The sequence below is a fragment of the Natronosalvus caseinilyticus genome (assembly GCF_017357105.1).
GTDB lineage: Archaea > Halobacteriota > Halobacteria > Halobacteriales > Natrialbaceae > Natronosalvus > Natronosalvus caseinilyticus.
Genome location: NZ_CP100395.1, coordinates 191,622 through 216,853, shown reverse-complemented (window position 1 = coordinate 216,853; position 25,232 = coordinate 191,622). Strand labels below are relative to the sequence as shown.

At 54.7% G+C, this 25,232-nt stretch carries 23 protein-coding genes and 4 pseudogenes; 6 read left to right on the top strand and 21 right to left on the bottom strand.

The genetic code is table 11. The annotated features are described in order from the left end of the window. Window positions 1–28: 28 nt before the first annotated feature. Together J1N60_RS20480 and J1N60_RS20475 are read left to right on the top strand one after the other, a co-directional pair. A complete protein-coding gene (locus J1N60_RS20480; RefSeq protein ID WP_312912729.1) occupies window positions 29–2,116 on the top strand; it encodes a hypothetical protein in 2,088 nt (695 codons plus the stop codon). A gap of 1,533 nt (window positions 2,117–3,649) precedes the next feature. After that, window positions 3,650–5,022, top strand: a pseudogene (locus tag J1N60_RS20475) (Cdc6/Cdc18 family protein). Window positions 5,023–5,315: 293 nt separating this feature from the next. Here J1N60_RS20475 and J1N60_RS20470 read toward each other — a convergent pair. Further along, on the bottom strand, window positions 5,316–5,639 hold the full coding sequence (locus tag J1N60_RS20470) for a DUF6788 family protein (RefSeq protein WP_312912728.1): 324 nt from the start codon (window positions 5,637–5,639) through the stop codon (window positions 5,316–5,318). Between the two features lie 138 nt (window positions 5,640–5,777). On the opposite strand from J1N60_RS20470, the gene J1N60_RS20465 reads away from it, so the two are divergent. Next, window positions 5,778–6,704: a helix-turn-helix transcriptional regulator gene (locus tag J1N60_RS20465; RefSeq protein WP_312912727.1), complete on the top strand. Its 927-nt coding sequence runs from the start codon at window positions 5,778–5,780 to the stop codon at window positions 6,702–6,704. Continuing rightward, window positions 6,701–7,504 carry a DUF6036 family nucleotidyltransferase gene (locus J1N60_RS20460; RefSeq protein WP_312912726.1) on the top strand — a complete coding sequence of 268 codons (804 nt, stop codon included), beginning with the start codon at window positions 6,701–6,703 and terminating at the stop codon, window positions 7,502–7,504. The genes J1N60_RS20465 and J1N60_RS20460 overlap by 4 nt, the downstream gene beginning before the upstream one ends. A 14-nt stretch (window positions 7,505–7,518) precedes the next feature. On the opposite strand, the gene J1N60_RS20455 is transcribed toward J1N60_RS20460, so the two are convergent. The 3 genes from J1N60_RS20455 to J1N60_RS20445 form a co-directional block, all read right to left on the bottom strand. Continuing rightward, window positions 7,519–8,334, bottom strand: a complete 816-nt coding sequence (locus J1N60_RS20455; RefSeq protein WP_312912725.1) for a hypothetical protein — start codon at window positions 8,332–8,334, stop codon at window positions 7,519–7,521. Between the two features lie 98 nt (window positions 8,335–8,432). Beyond that, a complete protein-coding gene (locus tag J1N60_RS20450; RefSeq protein ID WP_312912724.1) occupies window positions 8,433–9,371 on the bottom strand; it encodes an ArdC-like ssDNA-binding domain-containing protein in 939 nt (312 codons plus the stop codon). An 88-nt stretch (window positions 9,372–9,459) separates the two neighbouring features. After that, window positions 9,460–9,807 carry a DUF8013 domain-containing protein gene (locus tag J1N60_RS20445; protein ID WP_312912723.1) on the bottom strand — a complete coding sequence of 116 codons (348 nt, stop codon included), beginning with the start codon at window positions 9,805–9,807 and terminating at the stop codon, window positions 9,460–9,462. A gap of 453 nt (window positions 9,808–10,260) precedes the next feature. Here J1N60_RS20445 and J1N60_RS20440 point away from each other — a divergent pair, with 453 nt between their 5' ends. Further along, complete coding sequence (locus tag J1N60_RS20440; RefSeq protein WP_312912722.1) at window positions 10,261–12,063, top strand: DEAD/DEAH box helicase; 1,803 nt, start codon at window positions 10,261–10,263, stop codon at window positions 12,061–12,063. A gap of 165 nt (window positions 12,064–12,228) precedes the next feature. Here J1N60_RS20440 and J1N60_RS20435 read toward each other — a convergent pair whose 3' ends face one another. From J1N60_RS20435 to J1N60_RS20400, 8 genes and pseudogenes are all read right to left on the bottom strand, one after another. Beyond that, on the bottom strand, window positions 12,229–13,239 hold the full coding sequence (locus J1N60_RS20435) for a DUF6610 family protein (RefSeq protein ID WP_312912721.1): 1,011 nt from the start codon (window positions 13,237–13,239) through the stop codon (window positions 12,229–12,231). A gap of 99 nt (window positions 13,240–13,338) precedes the next feature. Beyond that, a complete protein-coding gene (locus J1N60_RS20430; protein ID WP_312912720.1) occupies window positions 13,339–13,638 on the bottom strand; it encodes a hypothetical protein in 300 nt (99 codons plus the stop codon). 53 nt (window positions 13,639–13,691) lie between these two features. Continuing rightward, complete coding sequence (locus tag J1N60_RS20425; protein WP_312912719.1) at window positions 13,692–13,913, bottom strand: DUF8129 domain-containing protein; 222 nt, start codon at window positions 13,911–13,913, stop codon at window positions 13,692–13,694. Between the two features lie 112 nt (window positions 13,914–14,025). Further along, window positions 14,026–14,274, bottom strand: a complete 249-nt coding sequence (locus J1N60_RS20420; RefSeq protein WP_312912718.1) for a HalOD1 output domain-containing protein — start codon at window positions 14,272–14,274, stop codon at window positions 14,026–14,028. A 267-nt stretch (window positions 14,275–14,541) separates the two neighbouring features. Then, the gene (locus J1N60_RS20415; RefSeq protein ID WP_312912717.1) at window positions 14,542–14,814 is read right to left on the bottom strand and encodes a PadR family transcriptional regulator; all 273 of its coding nucleotides are present in this window, start codon (window positions 14,812–14,814) and stop codon (window positions 14,542–14,544) included. Between the two features lie 295 nt (window positions 14,815–15,109). Beyond that, a pseudogene (locus J1N60_RS20410) lies at window positions 15,110–15,367 on the bottom strand (SDR family NAD(P)-dependent oxidoreductase); the annotation flags it as partial. Window positions 15,368–15,669: 302 nt separating this feature from the next. Next, window positions 15,670–16,692 carry a DUF4352 domain-containing protein gene (locus tag J1N60_RS20405; protein ID WP_312912716.1) on the bottom strand — a complete coding sequence of 341 codons (1,023 nt, stop codon included), beginning with the start codon at window positions 16,690–16,692 and terminating at the stop codon, window positions 15,670–15,672. A gap of 80 nt (window positions 16,693–16,772) precedes the next feature. Further along, window positions 16,773–18,404 carry a pectate lyase family protein gene (locus J1N60_RS20400; RefSeq protein WP_312912715.1) on the bottom strand — a complete coding sequence of 544 codons (1,632 nt, stop codon included), beginning with the start codon at window positions 18,402–18,404 and terminating at the stop codon, window positions 16,773–16,775. Between the two features lie 298 nt (window positions 18,405–18,702). On the opposite strand from J1N60_RS20400, the gene J1N60_RS20395 reads away from it, so the two are divergent. Continuing rightward, on the top strand, window positions 18,703–19,656 hold the full coding sequence (locus tag J1N60_RS20395) for a mechanosensitive ion channel family protein (protein WP_312912714.1): 954 nt from the start codon (window positions 18,703–18,705) through the stop codon (window positions 19,654–19,656). A gap of 355 nt (window positions 19,657–20,011) precedes the next feature. Here J1N60_RS20395 and J1N60_RS20390 read toward each other — a convergent pair whose 3' ends face one another. The 9 genes and pseudogenes from J1N60_RS20390 to J1N60_RS20350 all read right to left on the bottom strand — a co-directional run bounded on the left by J1N60_RS20390 (window position 20,012) and on the right by J1N60_RS20350 (window position 25,140). Next, window positions 20,012–21,427: an ATP-binding protein gene (locus J1N60_RS20390; protein ID WP_312912713.1), complete on the bottom strand. Its 1,416-nt coding sequence runs from the start codon at window positions 21,425–21,427 to the stop codon at window positions 20,012–20,014. Window positions 21,428–21,577: 150 nt separating this feature from the next. Then, the gene (locus tag J1N60_RS20385) at window positions 21,578–21,775 is read right to left on the bottom strand and encodes a DUF8129 domain-containing protein (RefSeq protein ID WP_312912867.1); all 198 of its coding nucleotides are present in this window, start codon (window positions 21,773–21,775) and stop codon (window positions 21,578–21,580) included. 150 nt (window positions 21,776–21,925) lie between these two features. Then, window positions 21,926–22,395 (bottom strand): annotated as a pseudogene (locus J1N60_RS20380) (PIN domain-containing protein). After that, window positions 22,392–22,643 carry a ribbon-helix-helix protein, CopG family gene (locus J1N60_RS20375; RefSeq protein WP_312912712.1) on the bottom strand — a complete coding sequence of 84 codons (252 nt, stop codon included), beginning with the start codon at window positions 22,641–22,643 and terminating at the stop codon, window positions 22,392–22,394. Before J1N60_RS20375 ends, J1N60_RS20380 begins: the two are co-directional and overlap by 4 nt. Window positions 22,644–22,703: 60 nt before the next feature. Beyond that, a complete protein-coding gene (locus J1N60_RS20370) occupies window positions 22,704–23,363 on the bottom strand; it encodes a helix-turn-helix domain-containing protein (RefSeq protein WP_312912711.1) in 660 nt (219 codons plus the stop codon). 40 nt (window positions 23,364–23,403) lie between these two features. Then, complete coding sequence (locus J1N60_RS20365; RefSeq protein WP_312912710.1) at window positions 23,404–23,682, bottom strand: DUF7389 domain-containing protein; 279 nt, start codon at window positions 23,680–23,682, stop codon at window positions 23,404–23,406. A 17-nt stretch (window positions 23,683–23,699) separates the two neighbouring features. After that, window positions 23,700–24,105 (bottom strand): annotated as a pseudogene (locus tag J1N60_RS20360) (DUF6166 domain-containing protein). Between the two features lie 503 nt (window positions 24,106–24,608). Continuing rightward, window positions 24,609–24,872: a type II toxin-antitoxin system RelE family toxin gene (locus J1N60_RS20355; RefSeq protein WP_312912709.1), complete on the bottom strand. Its 264-nt coding sequence runs from the start codon at window positions 24,870–24,872 to the stop codon at window positions 24,609–24,611. Continuing rightward, the gene (locus tag J1N60_RS20350; protein ID WP_312912708.1) at window positions 24,865–25,140 is read right to left on the bottom strand and encodes a ribbon-helix-helix domain-containing protein; all 276 of its coding nucleotides are present in this window, start codon (window positions 25,138–25,140) and stop codon (window positions 24,865–24,867) included. Before J1N60_RS20350 ends, J1N60_RS20355 begins: the two co-directional genes overlap by 8 nt. Window positions 25,141–25,232: the final 92 nt, after the last annotated feature.

Genomic DNA, 25,232 nt, shown 5'->3' with positions numbered 1-25,232 from the left:
AAATGAGTGTTCAATACACCACATTGATGTGGAGGGGTTTGATGGGAGTGGATCGTGCGTGAGAAAGGTGCTTCTCATTTTCGGGTGTGTACTCTTGATCGTCGGTGGTTCAGCGACTGCCAGCGGCCAGAGCCTCTCCCAGGAAGTGACGGGAGTTTCAATTGGGCCTATCGGTGGTCACCCTGGTTTCGCAGGAGAAGTAGAAGAATTCGAAGACACCGCTTCGGAGTATGTGGTCGACGTGCCCAGCGAGGTTTCGATAATCGCCGTTGATGCTGACGAGACGTACGTCGTCTTTAGCGATGAACCCATTCCTGCTGGCGAAGTGATCGCTGAAGGGAACGTGATTCCACATCCAGATCCCAGTTTCGATATCCTCATCGCGAGTGATTTCGAGGTTGACCAGAGCGGAGACCGAATCTCGTTTGAGGAGCTTCGGTCGAATCCAGAACAGTACAGCTACGAAGTGATCGAACTGGAAGCCAGTACCAGTACGGCAGCATTCGTGGCCAGACCAGCATCGGGAGTGGCTGGGGAAAGCAATATCATCGCCTTCAATGAACCCGGGTCGGGCTTCCCTGATCCGCTCGAGTTACCGCCTGGAGCCCAGGGGAGATGGGCGACACTCAACGTCTCTCCAAATGAACTTGGTTCGCATAACGAAGAACAGTCGCGCCTTCCTGAAGACGCGTATCATGGATTCTCCCTCGAACGCCAGTTCTGGGGCCACGGTGAAGGGACGATTACAGCCGTCGCGATGCCCACTTACTTTGGGATGGATGGGGACATGGAATTCTCTGGTCTCGAGTTCTGGGTCGTGGATGTCAACTACGATGCCCAGCGGATCTCCGGCGCCTCTGAGATTGAAGAGCGTGGTTCGGAACTTGAGGGCAAGACCGTCATCCTCGAAACCGATGTCGTGGGGACGACTACCTCGAGCCAGAACTTTCTCACCTCCGTCGTCTCGTGTGGTGACCAAACCGTGTGGATTCCGACGACTCCAGTGTGTGTTCCCGTCTCGACGGACACTGTAATCCACTCTGGCGGTCTCGTCGATGGAACCACCGTTGTTCCTTACGCTGGGTTCTCGAGTACGATTCAGAACACGGTCGTCGAGCCCGAAGAGGGACGGTACGAGATCACTGGTGAAGTAGTGAGCGCGAGTGAGCTCGAGGCAGATGTGCCAGGGAAATACGCACTCGTCGCCTACGATATGGAGCGAACAGGGGACGTAGCTCTATCTGGAGCAGTCAAAAGCGAAGCCAACCAGATGGCTGACAAACTCCAATCGAATATCGAAGACCAGCTACGTCAGGCGATAGAGGGCGAGGCCGAAAGTGTCGATGGGTCCGGGTCCGGTTCGATTGTGGTTGATAGTCCGCCAGTAGAGGATGGAACGATCAATAGCACGGAGGAGAACACGGACGAACATTCCGACGCAACACCTAACCAGAATACAGAAGTTCCCGAGGCAACAGTCGTATCAGCTTCCGTCGAAACCAATTCCGAGCAAACTGACGTCCACGTCGAGATTGCAGCGACGCTCGAAAATCCTAGTAATGAGACGGTCGAGAAACGGCTCCGGGTATATGCTAACGGAAATCTAACCGAACTCGAAACCGTGACCGTGCCGAGTGGCACCAAACAAATCACGCTCGAAACTCAATTTGCATTCCCTGGAGAGTATCAAATTGAAGTCGGAAACGTGTCTGCGGGGCAGGTTTCGATTACCGAGCCACCGACCACAGACCCCGTCGACAACACAGATACTGACGAGGAGACGAGCTTCCTGGAATCTGTTGCATCGTCGGTTGCGGGTATGTCGACGCCGATCGGGCTGTTCATGTTTTACTCCGGTGTGTTGCTCTTCCTCGGTGTGGCGGTCGTTGAGCTGATGCGGACGTACAAAGAGTATTTTTCCGAGTCAGAGGTCAAGACCTCGAACAAGCCTGGCTTGATTGCCCTAGTGATCTCCGTCGTCGCGATCGCCTCAGGTGGGGTACTGTCCGGTGGTGGGTATCTGGCTTTTGGAATGCTCATCTTCGTCGTTGGGTTGCTCTCTGCGTGGGTTCTATTGCTCTATGAGCTTCTGAAGCAGCTGTATCAGCGACTATAACAAGAGAAGAGGAGTTAGCCAGTCCTCGGGTTCGTATGTCTCCAAAATCTGGTTAAGCCGCTCGAGCTGTTCTTCCGTCGGGAGCGGTCGGGGACTATCAGGTCGTGTACTGGTCCCCCATAGCTGGCGGAGGCAGACGGATCCGGATTGTCTTAACCAACAAAATTATGGATTGTTGTTCCGTGTTGGTTAACACGAGAGTTGCCGATGTCCTATGAACCACCGCCCCACCGGCACACCTCTCGACGGAGATAGTCAACAGCCTCAACGAGTCTACACTGGACCAACTCCGAGACATTGCCCGCTACGCCAATGAGCTGGCCGAACACAAGAAGTGTGAGGGGCCCTCACTCACGAAGGGGCGAGATCTACGACTCCTCGTACTACGAAACGCAGCTCGTCCAAGTTGTCGAAAGCATACTTTCTCCTTTTGGTTGGGATCGCAAGGACATTCGACGAAAGCTCAATGGAACACGGGTAGTCGGTATCACGGACTGGACCTGACGAACCCCCTCCCCCCTTTTTCGAGTTGTAAATTCGTGACGGTGGGGAAGGGATGAACAGCAAAAAAGGTGATCAGACAGCCAATTGTACTGGATACACGAAATAGAAGGTCTGAAAACTAGATTCTACAATATACATTTACCAATACGAAAGTTTATGTAGTATATCTACTAACCATAACCCTACTAGATCATAGGAAAACGGATCATCTATCCAAGCTAAATGATTAAGCTCGTAGAGAGAACACGGACTCTTCAATCTCATTTGGGGTCTTTTCCTGTGTATCTTGATGTTTTAGAGCTTCTCCGCCCGTTTTCATTTTCGACTTTCATTCCTTTCCGTCTTGAGTGGTCTGTGCCCAAGCGACTTACAACTCGAAAAAGGGGGGAGGGGGTCGAACATTCGAGATCAACAAACTGATTCCATGATTATAGTGTTTGCAGATCAATATTACTGTCACTCGTGAACTGGTGCCGCAAGCGTTGTCCCTTCACAACAATCCTAGTTCTTACAACTCGAAAACGGGGGGTGTGAGACGAATCCTATCATCCAAAACATCCTTCACAAAATCCAAATCATGTAGATTTTGTCTTCATACTCGATTCGATTCACTTGCACTTACAACTCGAAAATGGGGAGGGTGGGAGAACTGTGCCAGATATGTTACCTCTTCTCAAATCGTTACAACTCGGAAACGGGGGAGGTAGTCACGATAGGATTCCGATGACGAAGATCCTCGAGGATCCGTTACAACTCGACAACGGAGGGTAATAGATTCCGAAGACGGTATCTGGTTCACTTCGAGAATGCACAACTGTAGTAGTTAGATCGTCTGATTTCGCCCAGTTACAACTCCACAAAGGTCCATATTTTTATACCCAGAGTTCGAGGGGATTCATAATGGGACGAGAGGGACGTAGAACAGAATCGGATCATCCGGAAGATGAAAAGGGTCATGAATCCTCCTCTGTTGATCCAGAAAATCTTGAATCGACGGGCCAGGATGCAGATTCCCCCGATACGTCACAAATGACGTTCGAGAAGAACTCGGATCCCACTGATTCGTCTCAAGAGGCTACGAACGGCGACAGTGGCGGCATCTCAATTCGAGATCGACTACAAACCGAGTCATCCGGTGGAGTCTTCGCGAATAAAGACCTCGTCCGGTCAGATACCATCATCGACGAGGATCGTATCGTCGGTCGTGATGACCAGCTAGGTCGCGTCGTCGACAATCTAAAACCGGTGCTCCAGAACGAAGGCATTCCAGATATGCTCCTGAGCGGCCCATCTGGGACTGGGAAGTCACTCATTATTCATGCGGTCTGCAAATAGATTGTTGAGCTGTGTGAATCACAAGGCAAGACCTTCGGGGTTCTCTCAATCAACTGTGAGGGGCCGAAGACTGCGGATCGGGCTGTTTATCGGCTAGTTAGAGCTGCTGCCGACGATCTCGGCGTTGATCCTGGTGTCCCCCAAACCGGCGTCTCAACGGATCAGAAGCTCGAGCGACTGTATGAACTGATGCGCGAGTACTACGACGGTGTCATCTTCATCCTCGATGAGATCGATATGCTTGAAGGACCGTATCAGGAGGCAGAGTACAATTCTCTTATCTACCAGCTTTCACGGGCTCGAAAACTCGCCGACTTTGATGGTCCGATCTCACTTACAACTATCACGAACTATGCCGATTTCATGAAGGATCTCAACAGCCGCGCACAGAGCTCATACAATCCAGATGATATTTTCTTCGACGATTACGATGCGATGCAGCTTCGTAGTATTCTCCAAAACCGGCGAGACGCCTTCAAGCCGGAATCTCTTGCAGAGGACGTCATTCCGCTTGTTGCCGCGTTCGGCTCCCAAACGCACGGAGATGCGCGGAAAGCGATTGATCTCCTCAGGTGGGCTGGCGAATTAGCCGAACGCCGTGGTGCTGGCACGGTTACCGAGACCGATGTCCGTGAAGCCCAGGAGAAATACACCGAAAATCGAAAACTCCGACACATTAGCGGGATCTCGACTCAAAAGAAACTCTCCATCTACGCTGTGGCGGCTACAGCCCATTACGCAAGAGAACATCCTGAGTGGATACCCGCTGGACCTACGTTCAAAACGTACCAATTCATCGCTGATACGATGGGTGCGGATCAGTACAGTCGAGAGACGTTCGTAAACCACGTCACAGAGCAGAGTACGTACGGTGTGTTGGACTACGAGCGCCGAGGCAAGGGTCGAGGCCGAGGAGTGCATATGTATTTCTCTCTCTCTCTGAAGATCCGGAAACGATCATGGAGACGATTCGTGAGGATTCGCGGTTCGAAGATCTAGCTCACGAAGATGCGACTATCAGTACGGTTGTCCGCGAGCGGCTGAAGCAGTTTCACAGCAAGAACTAATCTTGAACTTATTCTCCCCACACTTACAACTCGAAAACGGGGGGTGTTAGAGCTCTGGGGTGGGTTACAACTCGAAAATGGGGGGTGTCATTCACCGTAATCTCTCGTTACTACTCGAAAACGGGGGGTGGGGAACTCAGGATTCGACGTCCCTTTAGATATGATGTGCTATCCAACCGCATTATCCCATTTACAACTCGAAAACGGGGAGTGTGACCTCTGATTTTCTTGTTGTCAGTTCCATCGAGGAGAATGTTGTAGAGAAACGACGGGAAAGATCTCCCGAATCAAGTTCACTCATCTGGATTGACCGGCCCCTTGTACTTCGATTTTATTTTTTCGCCCTCCCGCCACTGCCAGTAGTAGTAGCGATTGTCGTTGATCTCTTTGATCGTGATCGTTGCCTTCGTTGGAACGTCATTTGGGAGGTCGTCTGGTCGATTTTCGATCTCGTCCTCTGTTGTCTCTTCCTCGAGACGAGCCTTGCGTTCCTTGTGTTCGGCTAGCTCTTCGGCGTACGTGGCAATGTCACGGAGGCGCTCCGGAGTGGACTCGTTGAGCGTATTGACCAAATCCGTCGGGAGGTTCGTCGATGGGGTCGGTGGTTCGTAGGACATCGGCTGTTGCCTCGTATTAACCAACAAGGGTCGACAACCCATAGTTTTGTTGGTTAAGTTAACAGCGTCGACCTGCACCCGCTTCTTGTAACATCACTCGCAACTTCTTTATATACATGTTTCGTACAATGTTACACCATGCTTCGGCGCATCGAACTCGAGGTTCTCGCTACCGTCGAACGCGGCGACACGATCTCCGAGATCGCGACGAAGCTCGACCATAGCGAGAGCTATCTCTCCCGGGCTGTCGCGGACCTCGTCGAGAAAGGCCTCGTCTACACGGAACGCGACGGTCGCCGAAAGCGAGTCGTTCCCTCTGATAGCCGGGCCGTCGAAGTCTACCAGGACCTCGTCCGCCAGCACTCGCACATCGACTTCCCTGAGCTGTTGACCGGCAAGGCCTTCGAGGTACTCTACTACCTCGATCAGCCGCGAACCGTCTCCGAAATCGCCGACCAAAGCAACAACTACCGCAACACGGTCAACCGAGTTTTGAAACGGCTGCGCGACCGTGGTCTCGTCGGCACGGACGACAGCCGATACGACTTCAACGCCGACTTCGACCGACTCAATGAATTCGCACGCGAATTGACGCACCATCTTCACCGACAGAGTCTCGAAGCGGTCGCCCCGAATGGCACGATTCTCTGGGAGGATCACGACGAATTTCTCGCGCAGACCGAGACGGAAGTCGACGCGGAGAACTTCCACGAAACCGGCCTCGCTCGATTCGCGGCGTTCGACCTCCAGTTTCTGTTGACCCGCCACCGCTACTACCTCTACTCCGAGGACGTAGCGGAAATCTCGCCGGCGGAACTCTGCTGTCACACGCTGCTGATTGACGATGACACCCGCCACCGCTCGTACTGTCTCCTGTTACTCACCCGCGTCGACATCGACGAGAATGATCCTCGAGAGCAAGCGGTGAAATACGGCCTGGAAGACGAAATGGACGCCCTGCTCCGGTACCTCGAGACGCAGGGAGCAGTCGACAGTGACCGCCTCCCCGAGTGGTCCAAGTTCCAGGAGCTGGCGGCTGACTACGAGGTGCCACTACCCAAATGAGACCAACATTCGGCCGCAAATACATCGAGAACGAGTTTCAGCGAATCTCAGATGGCCTGTCTGACCCGCTCACGGTTTACCTGATCGGTGGCGGCGCGATGTCGCTGCGCGACCTCAAGGGGGCGACAAAGGATATTGACCTCGTCGTCGCGGACGGCGACGCGTACAGCCAGCTGTGGGCCGTCCTAATGGACCTCGGATATTCGGAGGTGCAATCGCTGGAGGCCGATTACCGGGCGCTGGGTGCGACCAGCTGCGTCGAGAACGACGATGGCTGCCGCCTCGACATCTTCAACCAACAGGTCGCAAACAAACTCGTGCTGACCGACGGTATGCAAGAGCGCAGCGAGCCGTTCCTCGCGACGGATCGACTGACGGTTCGACTGGTCAGTAACGAAGATATCTTCCTGTTTAAGATGATCGCAGGTCGCGACGACGACATCGAGGACATGAATATGCTCGTGCAGGCTGGCCTCGAATACGACGTCGCCCGAGATGAACTCGAAGCGCAGATCGACCGGCTCGGTGACGATCAGTTTGCCACCTTCGCGAACGAGGCTCTGATCGAACTCGACGAGCGATACGGGGTGACTACACCGATCGAGGACCGCATCCAAGAGCTGACGAACCGATACTACCGCGGGCTCGAAGTCCTCCAGGCACTCGATGAACCGATGACCGTTGACGAACTGGCAGCCGATCTTGGAATAGACATCGATGAAGTCCGGGACAGGGTTGCGTATCTTGTAGAATTTGACCGAGTGCGCCAAGAAGGCGACACAGTCAGTCCGGTGGAGTAGTCGGGTCTCCACCTCTACTTAGAAGGAAGTCGACCATCTGGGCGGGGAACGCGTCCCCGTTTGATCTCGTGATCTACTCGACGCATATGCTTGCAGCCACCCTCGGGTGTTCGCTGCTGCCAGTCGGGACAGGTACATGACTCGCTGATGACGTCGACTTCGTACCAACGTCCAGACGCGGACTGCACCTCGTATCGACCACCTTTCGAAAGCAGTGAGACGTCCATCGCTTCATTGACGGCGCGCTGGGTCCGTGGCTCGAGGTCGTCCTGTGACTGTGGGTCATCGTCGACGACCAGGCGGTCGCGAACGTCGCCCGTTCGGCCACCGTCGGGAGCGACGGCTTCCGCAGGACCACGGAGCCGCTCGTAGAGCACTTCCTCCACTGGATGGCCTTCCGGCCACAGGTAGTGGACCTCGCGGCGCTCGCGATGGTCGTAGGAGCCGCACGCGGCTGCGCACCCAGTCCAGACGCGCCAGGCACCGAGCGTTGCCATCACGTCGACGATGTCGTGGGGAACCGTCTGGTGGTCGTCCGGGAAGAACACCCGGAAGCGGGTACACGCTTCTTGCGGCGGGACGGTCTCCCACCAGTCTTCGCTGGAGCCCCAGCTGTCGTACATCGCCTCATCGCTCCCGTAGCCGACAGTCACACCGTCGATCGGCGTCCAGTCCGTTGGCAGGTAGTCTGCCTCCCCTTCGAGCACTCGGAGGACGGCGTATCGAAGATACTCGTGGGCTTGGTTGTCCGCCGTTCGAGCGACCTGGTCGTGCTTTTCGGCAACGTGCTCGGCCTCCTCGAGGACCATCGTGAGATAGCGATCAGTCATGATTCGACGGAGGTCAGAATGCGCCTCCGCCCCTCCGCGGGCGCTGAAAAACTTAACAAACAGAGTGGTAGAGGCCTCTCCTACGTTGGTTAACTGAGTTAGGACGAGAGTTCGTTTTGGAGGACGTCGATGAGTTCTTCTGCCGTCCGACTGATCCGCCCGAGCCGCTCCCGAACGACCTCGGGATCGTCCGACTCCCACGCAGCCAGGTAGAACGCCGACCCACTGGTGTCGAGCCCACAGTAGCGCCCGACGACGTAGGCTACCGCCTCGGCCTCGACTTCACGTTTCGACCGTTCGGTGTCGTCGTCGATGTCGAAGTGGAGCAGGGCGTGCGCGTACTCGTGCATCAGCGTCCGGACGAGGTCGGCATCGTTCTCCCGGGCGCGAACCTCGACACGCGGCTGCATATCGACGAGACTGAGCTGTTTGCAGATGCCCTTCGCTTCACCGTGCGTCCACTCGTCTTCAGGAACGATCCGAACCGTCACACCGAGTTCATCCGCGATATCGGTCAGCCGGTTGACGAGGTCGCCGGCGTCACCGGTTGCTTCAGTCTCGAGTTCGGGGAGCGGTTCGCCCTCGGTCTGGGAGACGTCGAACACCGGGGCGGGCTTGAACCCGACCAGGCCCTTCGACCACTCCTCGGGGGGCGTCTCGTCGTACTCGCAGTCGATTTTCTCATGGTAGCTCGGTGAGTTTTCACACTTCGGGCACTGTTTCGTGATGATCGGTGCCCAGATCCAGATGGCCGACTCACCTTCCTTTACGTGACGCTCGAACTCCTCCTGCCAGGTTCGGTAGCCCGCCACGCGGGTCGCCTCGGGACACTGGTGCTTGATCAGGAGCGTGTTTCGATACGAGTAGTCATGGAAGCGACTCTGCACATCGAGCCACTCCTGGAACTCCGCGCTGGCTTGCGCGTCGTCGACGCCGTCGACGAGGTCGTCAATCCACTGTTCGATGGTACTGTTCATCTCGTCCGATCGCGTGTCGGTCTGATTGAAGGAGACCGACGAGTCACTGATTGTAGCCATTATGCTCACCAAATGGGGTTTTACTGCGACTGTGGCAGTTCAGAACGCGCCGCACGCCTTCGGCGCGTACAAAAAACCGTTCTCTCGGTTAACGGAGTTCGTGGATCTCGTCAGCGAAGCCGAGCGTGACCAGGTACTCGAGGAACTCGTCGAACCGTTTGACGTCACTAGGCGTCTCGGTCGCCAGATGACGCGTCCATTCGATGGCCCACCGGAAGGCGGGATCCGATCCGCCTTTGCCATGAATGTACCACCAGCGAGCCACCTTGAGAACGACCAGTGGGTTCGTTGGTGGCTGTTCGCTCGCTAGACCATGGGTAATCGACTCGATTTTCGCTGGCACTTCGGCTGGCTCGATTTCCCCGGATTGGGTGTGCGAGATATTGATTGGAATATCGTCGATCGACACATCGCCCGTTCGCTGTTGTTGACTCACGGAAATCACCTGACTGTGAGAGCTCTCAATGAAGCCCTCACCCTCTCAAGGGGGACAAAAAACACCACCGGTGGTCTGCCTGTCGGATCTCACCGGCCGATTGTACCTTGGCGCGTGATCAAGGCATCTGGGTTGATATTGAACGCGACGATCGTCGAGTCCTCAGTTGCAATGACGACCACGTCGATATCGTCAATCACAGGGGCACTCTCAGTGTGCCCCACGGATTCACCGCCGACGTCGACGGAACCCTCAAAGACATAGAGGTAAGTGTGCCAACCAGCCCGGGACGGGAGTGTGGTCGCACCCCCCGGCATTGAGCCGACAGTCGTAGAAGTCGACGTCGCTACGGACGAGCAGCGAGGCGTCGGTTTCCTTGGGACCGGAGAGCTGCCTGCTCTCACCAGAAAAAGCTGAAAGCTTTTACTCATTCAATAACTACCATAGTCTTGAATGGAAGGCCAGGTGCAACCTAAGGACACGACCAGCACCACAACCGAAGTTTTCGACCAACTCCGAGAAAAAGTCACACACGAAAGACAGATCGAACGCGAAAAGGCGATCCAGACGCTTACCGACCACTCTGCAAACGAACTAAAGTATTTGGAAGGAACCCCGTTCATTCCCGGAGTCGAGATTACCAGGTCAACACTCACACCTCCGGATGTCCTGTCAGTTGAAATCCCCGTACATCCACAGACAGGTGAAACAGCCAACGTACGAGATAAATACGGACTATACGAGGGTAATGAAGTACTTCTCCAGGGAGAATACGAGGGTGACGATGTGCAAGCCGCCGGTGTTATAAAAGAAATCAAACAGCACTCGATCGACGTCAAGGTTACTGGTGAGGCAGCCGGAGATCTGAGCCGACAAGGAGAAATCGCTAAATCCAGCAATTCATCGATCGGCGGAATACTCAATCCGGTAACATACAATAGGCAGCTGGACGCAGTAGAATACGCTCAGAACCATTCTATCGCATCCGTCCTTACAGGCAGTGAACCAGTTCAGTTCTCCCACCAGTTCGTTGCTAACACACGCGAACTCGACGAAGACCTTTATAAAAATAAACGTCAAAAAGAAGGAATTGAAAAAGCACTGAACGCTGAAATCCTTGCTTGTCTTCAGGGACCACCGGGTACTGGGAAAACACGTGTCATCGTCGAACTGGCTCGTCGTCTTGCCTTAGCCGATAAACGAGTGCTGATCGCAGCAGAGACAAATGCAGCTGTCGACAACATTTTGATCGGAAGTAGTGACGAATTTGAGGCTGACACGGATTCTTTGCTTCACCATCACCTGGAAAACGAAATCAATACTGCGCGAACAAATCTGGATGGGGAAGAGGTCCATCCACTTGCTAGGGAACACTTGGCCGATTATTCTCCAGAAGCTGCGGAGGTAGTAGCTTCTACGAACAGCAGCTCTGCTAAACTGGGTGTTGACTCCTTTGACTACGTGATTATCGATGAGGCTACTCAAGCTTCGATTCCATCCAGTTTGATCCCTATCGTCAGGGGAAGGACAACTATCCTTGTCGGTGACCATAAGCAGCTGCCACCGTTCTCCCAATTACAGAACAAGACCCAGGAATCACTCTTCGAACGCTTGTACGCGGAAAATGGTTTATACGGACCAGATATCGGCACCCGTTTCAACATCCAATATCGAATGAACGAGACAATAGCAGAGTTTCCATCACAGGAGTTCTACGGTGGAGATCTCAAGACAGCGGGAAGTGCAGGGAACATTCGAGGTCAACTCGATATGCTGCCTATGGGAATTTTCGAGGTGAACGGAGATTACGAAGAAGGAAGGATGTCGAAGTACAACCCGAAAGAGGCTGAACACGTGGAACGGGTGATCAAAATGCTTCGGAAGAAGGGACTGCAAGATAATGAGATCGGGGTTGCTGCTGCGCACCGGAAACAGGCAGAGCATATCAAAGACCGTTTGAATCAGGCAGGTATCGGTAATCTCCAAGAGTTGAAAGTCGATACGTTTGATTCTTTCCAGGGAAGCGAACGTGACGCGATGATTCTTTCCTTCACTCGATCGAATGAACGAGGTAACATCGGCTTCTTGGGTGATGAAATAGGAAGACGACGGCTCAACGTTGCCATGACCCGTGCTAAGGCCTTTTGTGCCTTGATCGGTGACTGGGATACGCTTAGAGAGGGTTCGGATCTGTACGAACGCCTCTATCAGTACGTTGACGCAGAAATCGCACCTGCGACGAAGGTCACTCTTTAGACGTACCGGGATTATTAAGTATGGATTCGGTTTGGATTTTCTAATAGTCAACGTGGGTACGGAATCCTTCGCTCGTTTTAGAAAGATAAACCAATTCTGATAGTTTAATTATGGGGTGGTGTTTTCGAGATTCCATGGTTGATATACCACTTAATCCGGCAGCGCTTATGCCGGTGGGAAGTAGACACTCTGCTCGCCGGCGATTTCCTCGAGGTTGTTTCGGTGGCGGTGAGTGAAGTAGCACTCGTAGCTACAGTATCCACAGACTGCCCCGGTATCGTATTCGGCGACATAGGGGCCACGACGGGTTCGCCAGACGTTCGTTCCGCACTCAGTGCAGGAGGCCTGCCCAAGATCAGCTGGTCTTGGCCCCTCGTATTCGACGTCCAATCCCTCATCTTCCGGTGTCGATTCAGGCCAGATACCGTGGGACTTCCAGAATTCACGGATTCGGGCGAGACTATGGCGTACCGTCTTCCGAACGGTGACGTGATCGGCGTCGCGACCGCTGTCGTTCCAGCCGTCGGCTGTCCAGAACTCGCCGAACTGCGCGCCACGATGCAGCCCGTTCCAGTCGAGGCCGACGATGTCGGCCGGCGGCTCCCCTGTCAGCGTTGGCTGAGTGAGCTGCTCCACGACCTCGAGTTGCTTGGGTGGGCTGCCACCGAGGATGTGGACGCGACGGCCCCGCCAGTCAACGGGATCAGAGAACTCGTGTGCAAGTGTGTCCGCATACCCTCGCGAGTAGCCGAGTACGATATCGTCGGGAATTGCCTCAATGGCGGCCCAGCATTTCGGGACAATGATGAACTCCGTCTCGGGTAGACTCTCCTGGAGCTCTCGAATTGTGTCGACGTACACCTGTGCTTCCGTAGCGTCGTAGGCGTCACCGATAACACCCACCTCGGGCTCGTACTCGAGCGTCCGATCGACGTACCGGTCGAGGTCGTGATTCCGAAAATCGTTATCGAGCATTCCGACTGGACACTCGAGAGTATCGAATTGCGACTGCTGATACGTACAATCCTCGCGAAACCCAGGGAGGAAGCCGAGGGTCAGCGCATCGATTGCAAACGGAACCCGATGGAGGAACGCCACGTACGCCGCCTGTCGGGCGTCAGTGTGTGTCTCAGTGGAGCTATTGCTAACTGGATTTGTGCTGTCGTGAATGGCCATGAGGAGTCTCCTGCGGGACTCCGTCGCCCCGCAGGGCTCCACGGGGCACGACAGACTCACTATTAACCAACAACAGTAGAGAAGGAGGGCGATTGTTGGTTAATCGTCAAACAGGCACTGCATCGCTGCTTCGTCACCTGTGAGCGTCTGCTGGTCGGCGTCCGTATCCGCAAAGAGCGTGGACTGATCTCCTGGTGAGGACTGCTCTACTTCCGGCCGATCATCGACGCCAAACTCACTGGCCTCGGGGCGATCGAGTCGTGAATCTCGGTCGCGATGATCGACGTCTGCGCCGAAGTCCTCGAGCGAAGTCTCGACGCTCGTCTCGGTTACTTCGAGTTGGCCATCGTCTCTGAACGCGGTCTGTCGCTGAATCTTGATCTCGGGCCGATTACTCATTCTATTGAGCCTCCACCCATGACGGCGCCGACAAACAGCCCGCGACCATCCATTCAGGTATCTTCTGAGCGAATCTCGTTAGCTCGATTTTCGAGCTGACGGAGAATCTGGACGCGCTGCTGGTTTGCGTTCTCGTAGGCGACGCACGCCCGCAGCGTCTTCATGTCGTGAATCGTCGCGATACTAGCGTTGATGAGTCGGGCGTTTGGCGGTTCGAGACGCTGCTCCGGCGTGAGACCACCTGATTCGATGGATGGATCTGACGAGTCGCTCACTTCTGTTCGCCTCCGCTCTCTGGAGGCGACGATAAACAGCGGCCAGGTTACTTCTTGTGCAGTTCGATTTCAGTGACGGCTACTATAGATGGCGTCGAAGCTTCACTTGCTCTCACTCAATTCTGACAACCGGCTCTTCCTCAAATTCCACAGTAATCGTATGCCCTGCGTATGGGAATTCTACTCGGCCAACTCGGGTAGTCCCACCAATGGTTGTAGAAAAGATCGACTCCAGTGCGTCAGGTTCGACGGCGTCATAGAGTGGAGGAAGCTCTAGCGGGTCCCTATCTTCAAGAGCTGCTACTTCGTCTATGATCTGTTCGTGTATCTCATTGCTCTCGTTCGTAAGAGACTGAGTCATTGATACTCTATGACACACTCCCCTGGTAATACTTTTCGATCATATTGTTACCAGCAGTCATTGGTCTTGGAGTGAATCCACTTTGGGTGGTATTGGAACGTGATCTTCGAAAGTGATCCGCTATCTTGATTTGTTCAGTTGTTGCTTTTTCCCACGATGGACGATAGTCTCATAATCTGCTGACGGTTCTGTCGATCATTCAGTCTCAGATGGACTCCAGGGATGTGATCTCGTGAAGTACACGAACTACTACGAGGTCTCCGTCAGCTAATCGACGTATTGTGATTCCCACTCTCGCCTTTCCTCAATTGCTTGCTCTCCGGATTCCGTGATCGCGTAGTAATTCGTCCTTCGGTCTAGCTGCCCCTTTTCGACTAACTCCTTGTTGACTATCGTATCGAGGTTGGGATACAGCCGTCCATGGTTGATGTCGATGCTGTAGTACTGCTCCACTTCTTCTTTGACATCCTGTCCAGACGGTTGATCGGCACCCGCAATGACGTATAGGAGGTCTCGTTGGAACCCTGTGAGGTCGTCCATCTCAAGGGACAGTCCAACACGTGGTATGTTTGTTATACCCGTCGTATGGGTTGTTAGGAAAACTAATCGCCTTTCTCAGTAAGTGTTTGGCGGGCTTAACCGTACATCTCTCTGAGAGACGTACCGAAACCCCCGAGTCACCGGCCTACACGCCATGACCTCCTCTAAGGGTTCGAGTATGGCTACTCTGGGAGCGAGAAAACAGCGTCAATCGATATTCAGAACGAATATGCGCTAACACATCTGTCGATAATAGCTCCAACTTTTGTTACATCACTCTGCTAATCCGAATGGGCGGGTGGCCTGTGTTGTTCACTACCGCGTCAATACGACCGTAGCGCTCGTCCGTCGTCTCAACGAGCGCTGCCAAGTCATCAGGGTTGGTCATCGAGCCTTTAAACCCGTCTCCTCCGAGCTCGTTCGCAACCTCAACAGCACCTCATAATCATGATAACAGAACTGGCGTGTATCCAGCTTCATTCACTCGCCGAGCACACGCCTCTCCGATACCGCTTCCCGCTGCTGTCACTACTGCGATTTTCTTATCGGCCATACGACTACTACCGTGGCCGCGTTCAGAAAAACTCTCAGCACGCACCGCTACGAGTTTCTCTCATCTTCGATCCAGCACGCTTCAGAAAAATTGCAAATTATTGATGGAACTGACAGTGTTACGTCCTCATCACACATAACGGATAGTTTGATCTTAGCAATGAAATTCGGAATTGGACCTGAGTAGTATCGTTTGCCAGGTTCTCTTTCAGGACCCATTAGCGATCATCCATCTGTAGGTTTCGTTCCATTGCGACCCCGACTCTAATCCGTCTCTTCTCACTACAATAATATTGCGTACTACTACCGTAGTTGCCAGAACGTTTTGTCGCCGTTAACCCACATATCGAACTCGAACACCCAGTACAGCGGACTCAAGTCCTCTTCAATCTGGTATGCGACCTTTCCACGACGGGTTTCACCATCTTCTATCGGACTCGATTCGTCGAATTCTTGGTCCAGTTCCGTAGCTGCAGTCCAATCCTCTTGATAGCTATAGCCCTTCTCGTCTTTTACCAACATCTGGAGTAGTGTCGAAACACGCTGCTCCTCCCCTGTTTCGTTTGTGATTGAAATATCGATTACAGCGTATTCGTTGCCCGGGTCAGGCTCAGCGAATCGACCAAGGCTGTCCTCGAATTCGACGCTGTTGACTGATACCTCCGTCCCTCCGTATTCGATCGTCTGGCCGATGTCGGAGATCTCGATCTGGAGATCTTGCTCAAGGGTGTGAACATTGGTCTCCGACTCGAGATCGACATGAACCTGGTTGCCACCACCGGAGACCGAGACATCAAAATCAAATTGGAGTTCAAGTCCGCTTGCGTCTACCGGAGCCTCGAAGACAATTACGCCACGTTCGACTTCTCCAGGGGCGAACGGACCATCGTTGAATGTCGGCTTTTCACCTCCAACAAAGGTCTTGTTGTACGAATAATCCTCACTGTCATGGAGACTGGTCTGTAGTAGGTTCGATATCTCGGGGAACTCATCAGAGACATTCTTCACTGCCAGTGAAACGACAACGAATTCGTTCCCTTCGTCAGCCTCGAAAAAACTGCCCAGTTCTGTTTGATGGGTTACGTCCTCAACGACTAGGTGTATCTGATCGCCATCGACCAGTGCACCAATCACCACCTCCACATCTTCCGCTTCGGTTTCCCCGGCTGTATCGCCGTTGTTATCGTCGTTCTCATTCTCATTACTATTTCCGGCATCATCGCCATCAACTGGGCTCGGTTCCTTCTCGTCTTCGTTTGAAGTACAACCTGCGAGGATCGTTCCATACGCTGTTACACCAATTGCCAGTAGTTTTCGTCGTTTCATAATATTGTCTAGAATAGTGTCGTATAAAGCAAATTAGAAAGAGCGAGAACCAGCTGCCCTATATGTGTCTCGATATGTGATTACGCGGTAGTGTTGTTCGACAGCGTGAGGCTCGAGGAGCCGAGGTCGCGCACGCCGTTGATCAGCCGACTGTTGCGCATGGAGATATTGCGACTCTGATCGTAGAGGCAGGCCGCTTCACGGCCGCTGTACGACTCGGCGTCGATGTCCAGGTAGGTCGACCCGGAACCGAGTTCGACGACGGGGAATTGGCTCGCGCGAAGGGTGCTCATCCAGACCGTCAGGTCGTTGGCGGACGACGTGATCGCGTTTCGCTTGGCACCGCTCCGTGCAGACTGGGTGACCTCGATCGCGTTGAACCGGCAGTTGTCCCGCTCGACGCGGATGCTGTCACGGAATCCGGAAGCGTCGCCTGCCTCGCCGGTGATCGTGAGGTATTCGGCGAGCACGCGGTCGGTCGCGTTCGTGTTGCGGATCCACAGCGGGTAGCCGCCGGCCGTCTCGTGGTTGATCTTCGTTTCGACGATGGTGATCTCGCCGGCGTTGGGTGAGACAACGATGCCGTGATTGACGTCGTTGCCCTGCATGTCAATGTGGATGCGCTCGATTCGAGCGCTCTCACAGCTGCCCATCGTCGAGATCGCGTGACTGGTCGGCATCGGTGAGGTGATGTTGACGGCCGCTCCTTTGATACGCAGGTTCTGGCCGTTCTCGATTCGAATCCCGCGCTGGGTCACGTCTTCCGGGCGGGTGTCGTCGACGGTGACCGTCGGCCAGTTGATCTCACTACCGTTGCCACCGACACGGATGTTCGCGCCGTTACTGTTCCGGTAGGTGCCGCCGCTGACGATGATCTTGCCCGTGCCGCCGGCGGCGTAGAGACCGTTGTCCGGGAAGGCGCCGAGCGTACAGTGTTTGAACTCGAGGGTGCCGGCGTTCTGGTTGGCCAGGATACCGGTCGGACCGCGCCAGCGCTCGCCGGCCGTCGGGGTGTTGTCGATCCACTCGCCGCCATCGGCTGCGCGGAAGCGCTCGACGATGCCGTAGCCGCTCGAACTGGTGACGTTGAACAGGCCTGGTCCCCACGTCCCGCTGTCGTGCTGGCCCTCGATGTTGATGTCGCGCACCTCGAGGCGATCGGAGACGTGCGCTTCGATGACGCGAATCCCGGTGTCGGGGGCCGTCTGGTCGACGTCGAATCCCTCGAAACGCAGGCGACGCCCTGGTCTGTAGCCGACGCCGAGACGGAAGAGCCGGTACTTCGGCCCCTCGAAGTTGTAGTGGTTCGCGGGGACGAGCGTCGCGTCGTTGCCGATGAAGGCGACGTTGTCGAAGCCGGTAAACCGGAGCTGGCTGTCCATCGCGTAGCGCCCAGGTGGGAAGTAAAACAGCGTATTGTCGTTCCGAATGTTCCTGAGAACGGGAGTGATCGATTTGTTTCCAGTGTTGTCGGCGCCGGCCTCGACGACGTTGACGACGTGGCGGTACTCGCCGTCGTACTTCGTGTACGAGCCCGAGGCCGCGGCGGTCGAAGAGAGACCGAGCGCAGAGATACCCGCAATGGCCGCGCCTTTCACGAACGTCCGCCTCGAGGACTGGCAGGAAGTACAGCTGCTCAGTTTCTCGTTGGCGTGTTCAGTGCTGGTAGAAGAGTTAGAATCGTTTTCAGTACCGTTCATTAGTTCATTCATGAATTATACAAATACCTACACACGGTATCGAAAAAGCCAGAATAGCTAGCCTTGGAGCAGTGCGATACGTTGCCAATGGCTAGAATAGCAAAACCGATCTGATGAGACTGATTCTGCTGTAAGACAAGTTCGCAAGAAGATTCGCTATCCAGCACGGGGTTAGTCTTTGTCAGGGGGTGAGATCATTCCATGGCAGTTGCAGTACTCCTCAGGCTCGAGTACGCGGAAAGACCGATATCATAGGAAATTGGTGATCTTGGACTCAGCCCTTTACTCCGACTATGTTGTATAGTGGCCTATGACCTTGATACTCGGTCAAACCAATCCAACCCAGCGGATGGATGAACTTGTGCAACTTCCGGGTGGCAACTGGCTCCTTGTAATAGGTGTACTTGTGGTCGCATGGTATGGTTCCAAACTCCTCACACGGTTTATCCGACCAAATGTCACTCGACACTTCCGACGACGAAGTGTCACAGATATCGTTCTTCGACTTCTTCGCGCGGGAGCGATGGTCGCTGCCGTTCTTTTCGCTTTGGGGATGCTCGGCGTCGAGGTTACTGGTCTCTTCCTCTCTGTCACTGTCCTCTCCGCCCTTCTGGCAGTCATTTTAGCGCCTATCGCCACTGATTTTGTCGCCGGATTTCTGATTTTGGTCAATCGACCTTACGAGATCAACGATATGATTGAGATTGTAGACGAGGAGAACCGAGGCTATGTCGAAGACATTACACTCCGATATACGAGAATCTTAACGTTAGATAATACGTTCCTAGTCATTCCAAATTCAACAATCTACGACCGTGATGTGAAAAATTACTCCGCAAGTGATGAGCGAACGCGGGTTTCGATTGAATTCACGGTGACATATGAAGGAGATCTCGAAGAAGCGCAGCGACTCCTGGAGCGAGCTACTGAACGCATAAACGGTGTGATTAGCGGAGGGCCTGCGATTCGACTCGGTGGAACGAGATATCCCGCTGAACCTAGGGCGTTCATTACCGAATTCGGTGATCATGGAGTGCATATTGATCTTCGATTCTGGGTTGAAAAGCCGTATCTCCCTATCGAGATGCGATCAAAGGTTCACGAGAGTGTCTGGGAAGAACTTGATGATGCTAATGTCGAGATGGCGTATCCACACACTCATCTGATGTTTGACGAAACGAGTGGACGTGCACGCATCGCTGTCGAGCGGTCACAGAATACCGAGGCTGGGTTGCCCTCATCAGAACAAGGCACAGCTGATTAAGTCGAAGAACTCTCTCGCAGGAGTTCATCGGCATTGTCTGCCCCTTCTCGAACGCTCTGCGATTCCTCTCGAATCGCATCATATACCTGTTCCAGAACGCGTCGAGCGGCGTACGAATCAGTCTCCGGCCAGCGTATCCGGCCCGATCACGGGTGAGTCTCGTACAGGTCGGTACCCGACACTCGGTACACCTAGTCATCTGGCGACCCCTCGCTTCAGGAGCCCTATCGTCTCAGCGTCTGACGACGCTGGTGCTACGTTGCTTGGTCGCATGGATTACTGCGTGAGCTTCAGTCGAACCCCCCGCACCCTTCCCGGGGGTCAAAAAACCATCCCCAGCTGTTACTCTCCGGCGTTAATGGTTGGCTCTACTCTCGAGAACGGCAACGATATCGGACAGATCGAAGAGACGGAGGTCATCACGCTCGTCTGCAGCTTCCTCGACGGAGCGTTTGAACCCAGAGCGGCTGAACAAGGCGAATTCATACGTCGGCTCACCACCTCCGGTGGGCGTCCAATCGATGTACTCCACGTCGTCTTCGAGGTCCGCGAGCACGCCATAGCCGAGGGGGGTGTTGGTGAATTTCGCTTCGCCAGCGATCAGCGTTGACTTGTCAGTTGGTGCGACAACATCTATCTCCCGGCCCTTGTACCACCACTGGCTTGGTACCTGTGTGAGCTGGTAGTCTGCATAGAGCGCCGACACCGCCTGGTGACAGAGCGATTCGAACGTTTCGCTGACGAAGTCGGGCAATTCTGGTTCGATGAGATCAGCGTAGGCGTTCTCGCCGTAGAGTTCGTACTGCCCCCCGCGGCCGTAGAGATACCGGAAGTAAAACCGGAATACGGGATCTCGAATCTGGTACCGAGTCCGCTTGCTGCGCGCCGGGTCGGCGAGTGCCGGATGGTGTTTCTCGATGATCTGGAGCGTTTCCAGCCGGTCGAAGTAGTATGACGTGTTGGTGCTCTCAATGCCGGCTCCCTGAGCGATCTCGTTTCGACTGCGGTTCCCGCTGGCCATCGACTCCAGAACCGAAAAATACGTGTTCACTTCGTTGAGTTCCATCTGGAGGACGGTTTCAGGCTCGTCATGGAGTGGGCCATCCGGATCGCACAGCAGCCGCGTGATGTTCTCTCCGAGGCTCTGTGATGGATCGAGAGGGCTGAGATATCGGGGTGTGCCGCCGAAGATGCCATAGACGAACACCCGTTCTTCGGGATCGTACGTCGGCACGAACTCTTGGATGGAGCGAAACGGCAGCTGGGTGAGTTCGAGGCGGCCATTCGGTGTCTGGGACACCCGACCGTAGAGTGGCGCACCGCCATTGAGGACGTGGGTATGAATCATGCCGATTGCAGAGCCTGTGAGTACGAGCGTTGCCTGGCTCTCGTCGACAGCTGTATCCCACAGGTGTTGAATGACCGACGGAAGCCCCTCGTTTGATTCGATAAGGTACGGGAATTCGTCGATGACGATGATGGCGTCTCTGTCGGTGAGGTACGTTAAGAGCGGTTCCCATTCCTCTTTGACGGCCGTGATGTCTGGATAGGTCGTCGCTGCTGCCTCGACGAATCGCCTGAGCTGTGTCGTCGCTGTTCCTTGGACTGCTTGATAGTACACGGCATCGTCTCGGTCGGCAATCGATTGGCGGACGAGTTCGCTCTTGCCAATCTGCCGGCGCCCATAGATGATTGCGAGTTCTGCAGCGTCACTCTCATAGAGGGTCTGCAACCGATCGAGTTCATCGATACGATTGACGAACTGGTCCATACCTCCAGTCGTTGTGGGAGGGACATATGTGCTCCGAAGTTAGGAACCAGACTATAATAGTCCAAACTATAATATCCTGGTCCCTAATACGGCGGGTCAACCATTCGATCCTTTACTACTAAGACTGTGATAGACATCCCGAATGTCCCGTCAGTCGTCCCGTGATCGGATTTTGCTGGCCCGCTGTTCAAGCCGGCGGAGGATCTGGACACGCTGCTGATTCGCGTTCTCGTAGGCGACGCACGCCCGCAGCGTCTCCATGTCGTGAATCGTCGCGATACCAGTGTTGATGAATCGAGTGTTTGGCGGTTCGAGACGCTGTTCCGGTGTGAGACTACCTGATTCGATGGATAGGTCTGACGAGTCACTCGCTTCTGTTCGCCTTCGCTCTCTGGAGGCGACGATAAACTGCTCTAATTACGAGCTCCTTCCTTGATTAGTTTCCACCGCTTCTACTCGTTGTAGATATTCAACTGAGAGGCGAGAATAGCCGCATAATTACTCGAATGGTTCATCGAGCAGTGCGATTCCCCGTTCAACCACGGCGTCAGTAATGAACAGGCTTGTCTCTGTCTGGAGTGCCCGCATCAGCTCAGCTGCTTTCGATTTGGTGAGTTCCCCACGAGTGTATGCGAGAACAATGACACCGATTGAGCCATGCACCTCGACATTGACATCCTCAGCGGCGTCTCTTGCAGCGAGGTCGTCAGTCAAAAGTACAGCCGAGTGCTTAGACGCGACTGCAAGAGCGGCAGTCTCGCCGGGGTCTAAATCATCGGTGCGTTCAGTTACCTCTGCCTCGACGAGTTCGTACTAATGGTACTGAGTGCCGCCGGAACTGTACCTACCTTGAGTTCGTCGTATACAGTTTGCGGGATGAGGAGCTTATCGACTACCGAGAGCAAGTCAAGGGCATCAATTTCGTCGAGATGGATGAGTGGGCCTGTATCAGCGACCGCAACAATCACGCACTTAGTCCCCACCGAACATCGTCTTCGACTGCCTGCAGTTCGCGTTCCGCACGCTTGACGCGGTCACGTCCAACGAGTTCGATCGCCGTTTCTCGATCGATCTCGTCGTTCACGTACTGTGAGAGGATGAGGTCTATCCAGAGGTCTTCGACGCCGCGTTCCAACGCCTGTTCGAGGATCTCCGACTTGGGGATGCCTCGCGCTTCGGCGATTTCTTGCACCCGTTCAGTGAGATCCACAGCCATGTCTACACAATTGCACTGCGATGACTTAAACATCTGTGGATGGTTTAAACGGAATCTTCGTCAATACGGGCGGTAGTTCGCGTCAGTATCGACCTCGTCGTACATACGGTCGAGCATGTCGAGTGCTGACTGGAAGTGCGCGTAGTGCTCGTTTGCGAACGCTACGGTTTCTTTGAGGGAGATGACGGACCGTCCGTCGACCATCTCGGCCTCGATCTGTGCTCGTGGCTTGAGGACCACCTGTATCGAACCATCGAGGTCGTCGGCTGGCTGGCGCTCTTTCGCAGCCGGGATTCCGAACCGATCGAAGAACGCCGTCCAGGCGTCAAGATCGGTCTCGTGGATTGCGATGAACAGCGGATAGTCCTCGGGGTCGCGAGCGACCTGGTAGCCACCGCGAGTCCAGACATAGACCGCGTCGATGGCGGTGAAGGCGTAGTCCATGCCGGCGAACTGTGGGAGGACGTACGCCTCCGAAATCGATGGTGGTGAGGTGTCGGCTGCTGCGATTAGGAACTCGAGACCGGCGTCTCGGATTGACTGATCGACAAGCTGGAGACCATCATTGTATACGACGTATCCCGCCTCCTCGAGACGATTCACGGCGCGCCGAAGCGTCTCCCGGTTCTCGTCGATCTTCCGCGCGACGTCGGATATGGAATCACTCGGTTCGAGCGCGAGGATGACCTTGAGTTCCTTCTCACCGCATACTTCGTACATCCTATGATTGCACAAATCTGTGTAACACTCAAATAAATTACTATTTATGCGGGTCTGCTGGCTGGATCTGGCGAGCGTCTTCGGCGAGGTCGTGGATGTACTCGCGGAGGATTTCCATGTCCTCACGGGTGTCTTCGAGCGTTTTCGCTTTCACCTTGGCCGTGATCTGGTCCTCATCCCTCGTTCCGGTTCCACGCTTGAGCTTCACGGTGAGGGAGACACCAACGTCGCTCCGTTCGATGTACTCCACTGGTGCCTGTCGATCACTGTTCTCCATCGATTCAGTTTTCGTGTGAGACTGCGGGTTGTGTTCTGACATGGATTGCTCTCTGGTTGTTAGTTGACGGACGGTGCGACTGGATTATCCGATGTTTCGCGAAGGACAGTGTCGATCTCACGTTCGGTGACTCGCCAGCAGCCGTCGGACCCTGTGCACTCCAGCTGGCTCACGACTTCGGTCTTGAAGGACATGTACTCCGGCCAGTGCCACCTCCTCATCGTCGGTGTAATCGAGCAGAAGGGCGAGTACGAGTTGGGCTGGACCACTGCCGGCGTATCCCCAGCTGAATCCGGAGGGGCTGTGGTTCATCACCCCGAGACTCCGCTCTGGCGTGAGCTGTTCTTGGCTGGGGCGTTTCTCGACGATGGCGCGGCCTCGACGACGGTAGCCAAGATAGACGACGTCGACGTCATCTGAGGCGTCTCTCTGTACGTGCGGATGTGAGTCGGTCATTCCACTCATCGGTCTGTTCGTGAGATGCGCGTTCGAGCACCCCCGCCCCCTCTCGGGGGCAATGAACACTACCGACTCGGAACCGTACTTGGATTTTAGCTGTGATTGAGGGCGCTAAGCCCCCTTCCTCAGCGAGCGAAGCGAGCAGGGAGGGGATACAGCGCCCGCACGTTTTATTTTCACTCCCAGCAGCATCCTTACTACCCATACGGTTGAAGGGGGTAGTAAGATGCTCACTACGCTTCCGGCGTTGTTCAAACGCGACAAGAAGCGTGCAACGGCGGTTGTGGCTGAGTGTCGAACCGGTAGGAGTGGGACACTCCGAACCGCCCGTAAAGGGAAGTCGCCTGCGGAGTCTGGAACCGCTGTGGGGTCTGTTCCTGCAAGTTCCGACACAGAAACAGGAAGTTCCGTCCTCAACAAGCGAGGACCGGGTAGGCCCGAGCGCAGTAGGGCGGAGTAGTTCACAGCGAGTCCATCATCGACCGAAGCATCCCCGTAGGCAGAATGGGTTACGGTGGGAGGTGACGGTCGTATATATTCCGCCGATGCCCGACTGCCTCGACGATGAGGACATCCTCTTCTCGGCCCCATGTGATGATCGCTCGGTAGTCGCCAGCGCGAAGGTTGTAGTATGGATACCCACTGAGCTTTTCGAGGCGGTGGGAGGTCCAGTCTTTTGCCTCGTCGAGTTTCTTCACTAGCCGCTCTTGGGCTTCGGTGTCGAGTCCTTCCAACAAATCGAGTGCTTTCGGTGTCCACTCAACCTCAGTCATCGATACCCAGCCGGTCCTTCACTTCGGCCTGCGACACCACCTCGCCCTGTTCGCGCTGCTTGCGGCTCTCAGCCAGATGCTCTAGCGCTTCCTCGGATAGCTGCGTTGGCGGGTTGACGGCATCCCGAAGTGCGTCGCGGATGAACTCGGATTTGTTTGCATACCCCCGCTCCTCCCAAACTTCGTCGACCTTTGCCAGCAGCGACTGTGGTACCCGGACGTTGATCTTTTCCATTTCACCGCCACCGGCGTCGCTGTCAGTGCTCATATGCTGTGATACGTCTGTATCACGTAAGTACCTTCGGTTGGATACGCGGACTGTGGTTGACGAGTTGGAGGCTGCGCTCGAGGGAGACCCGC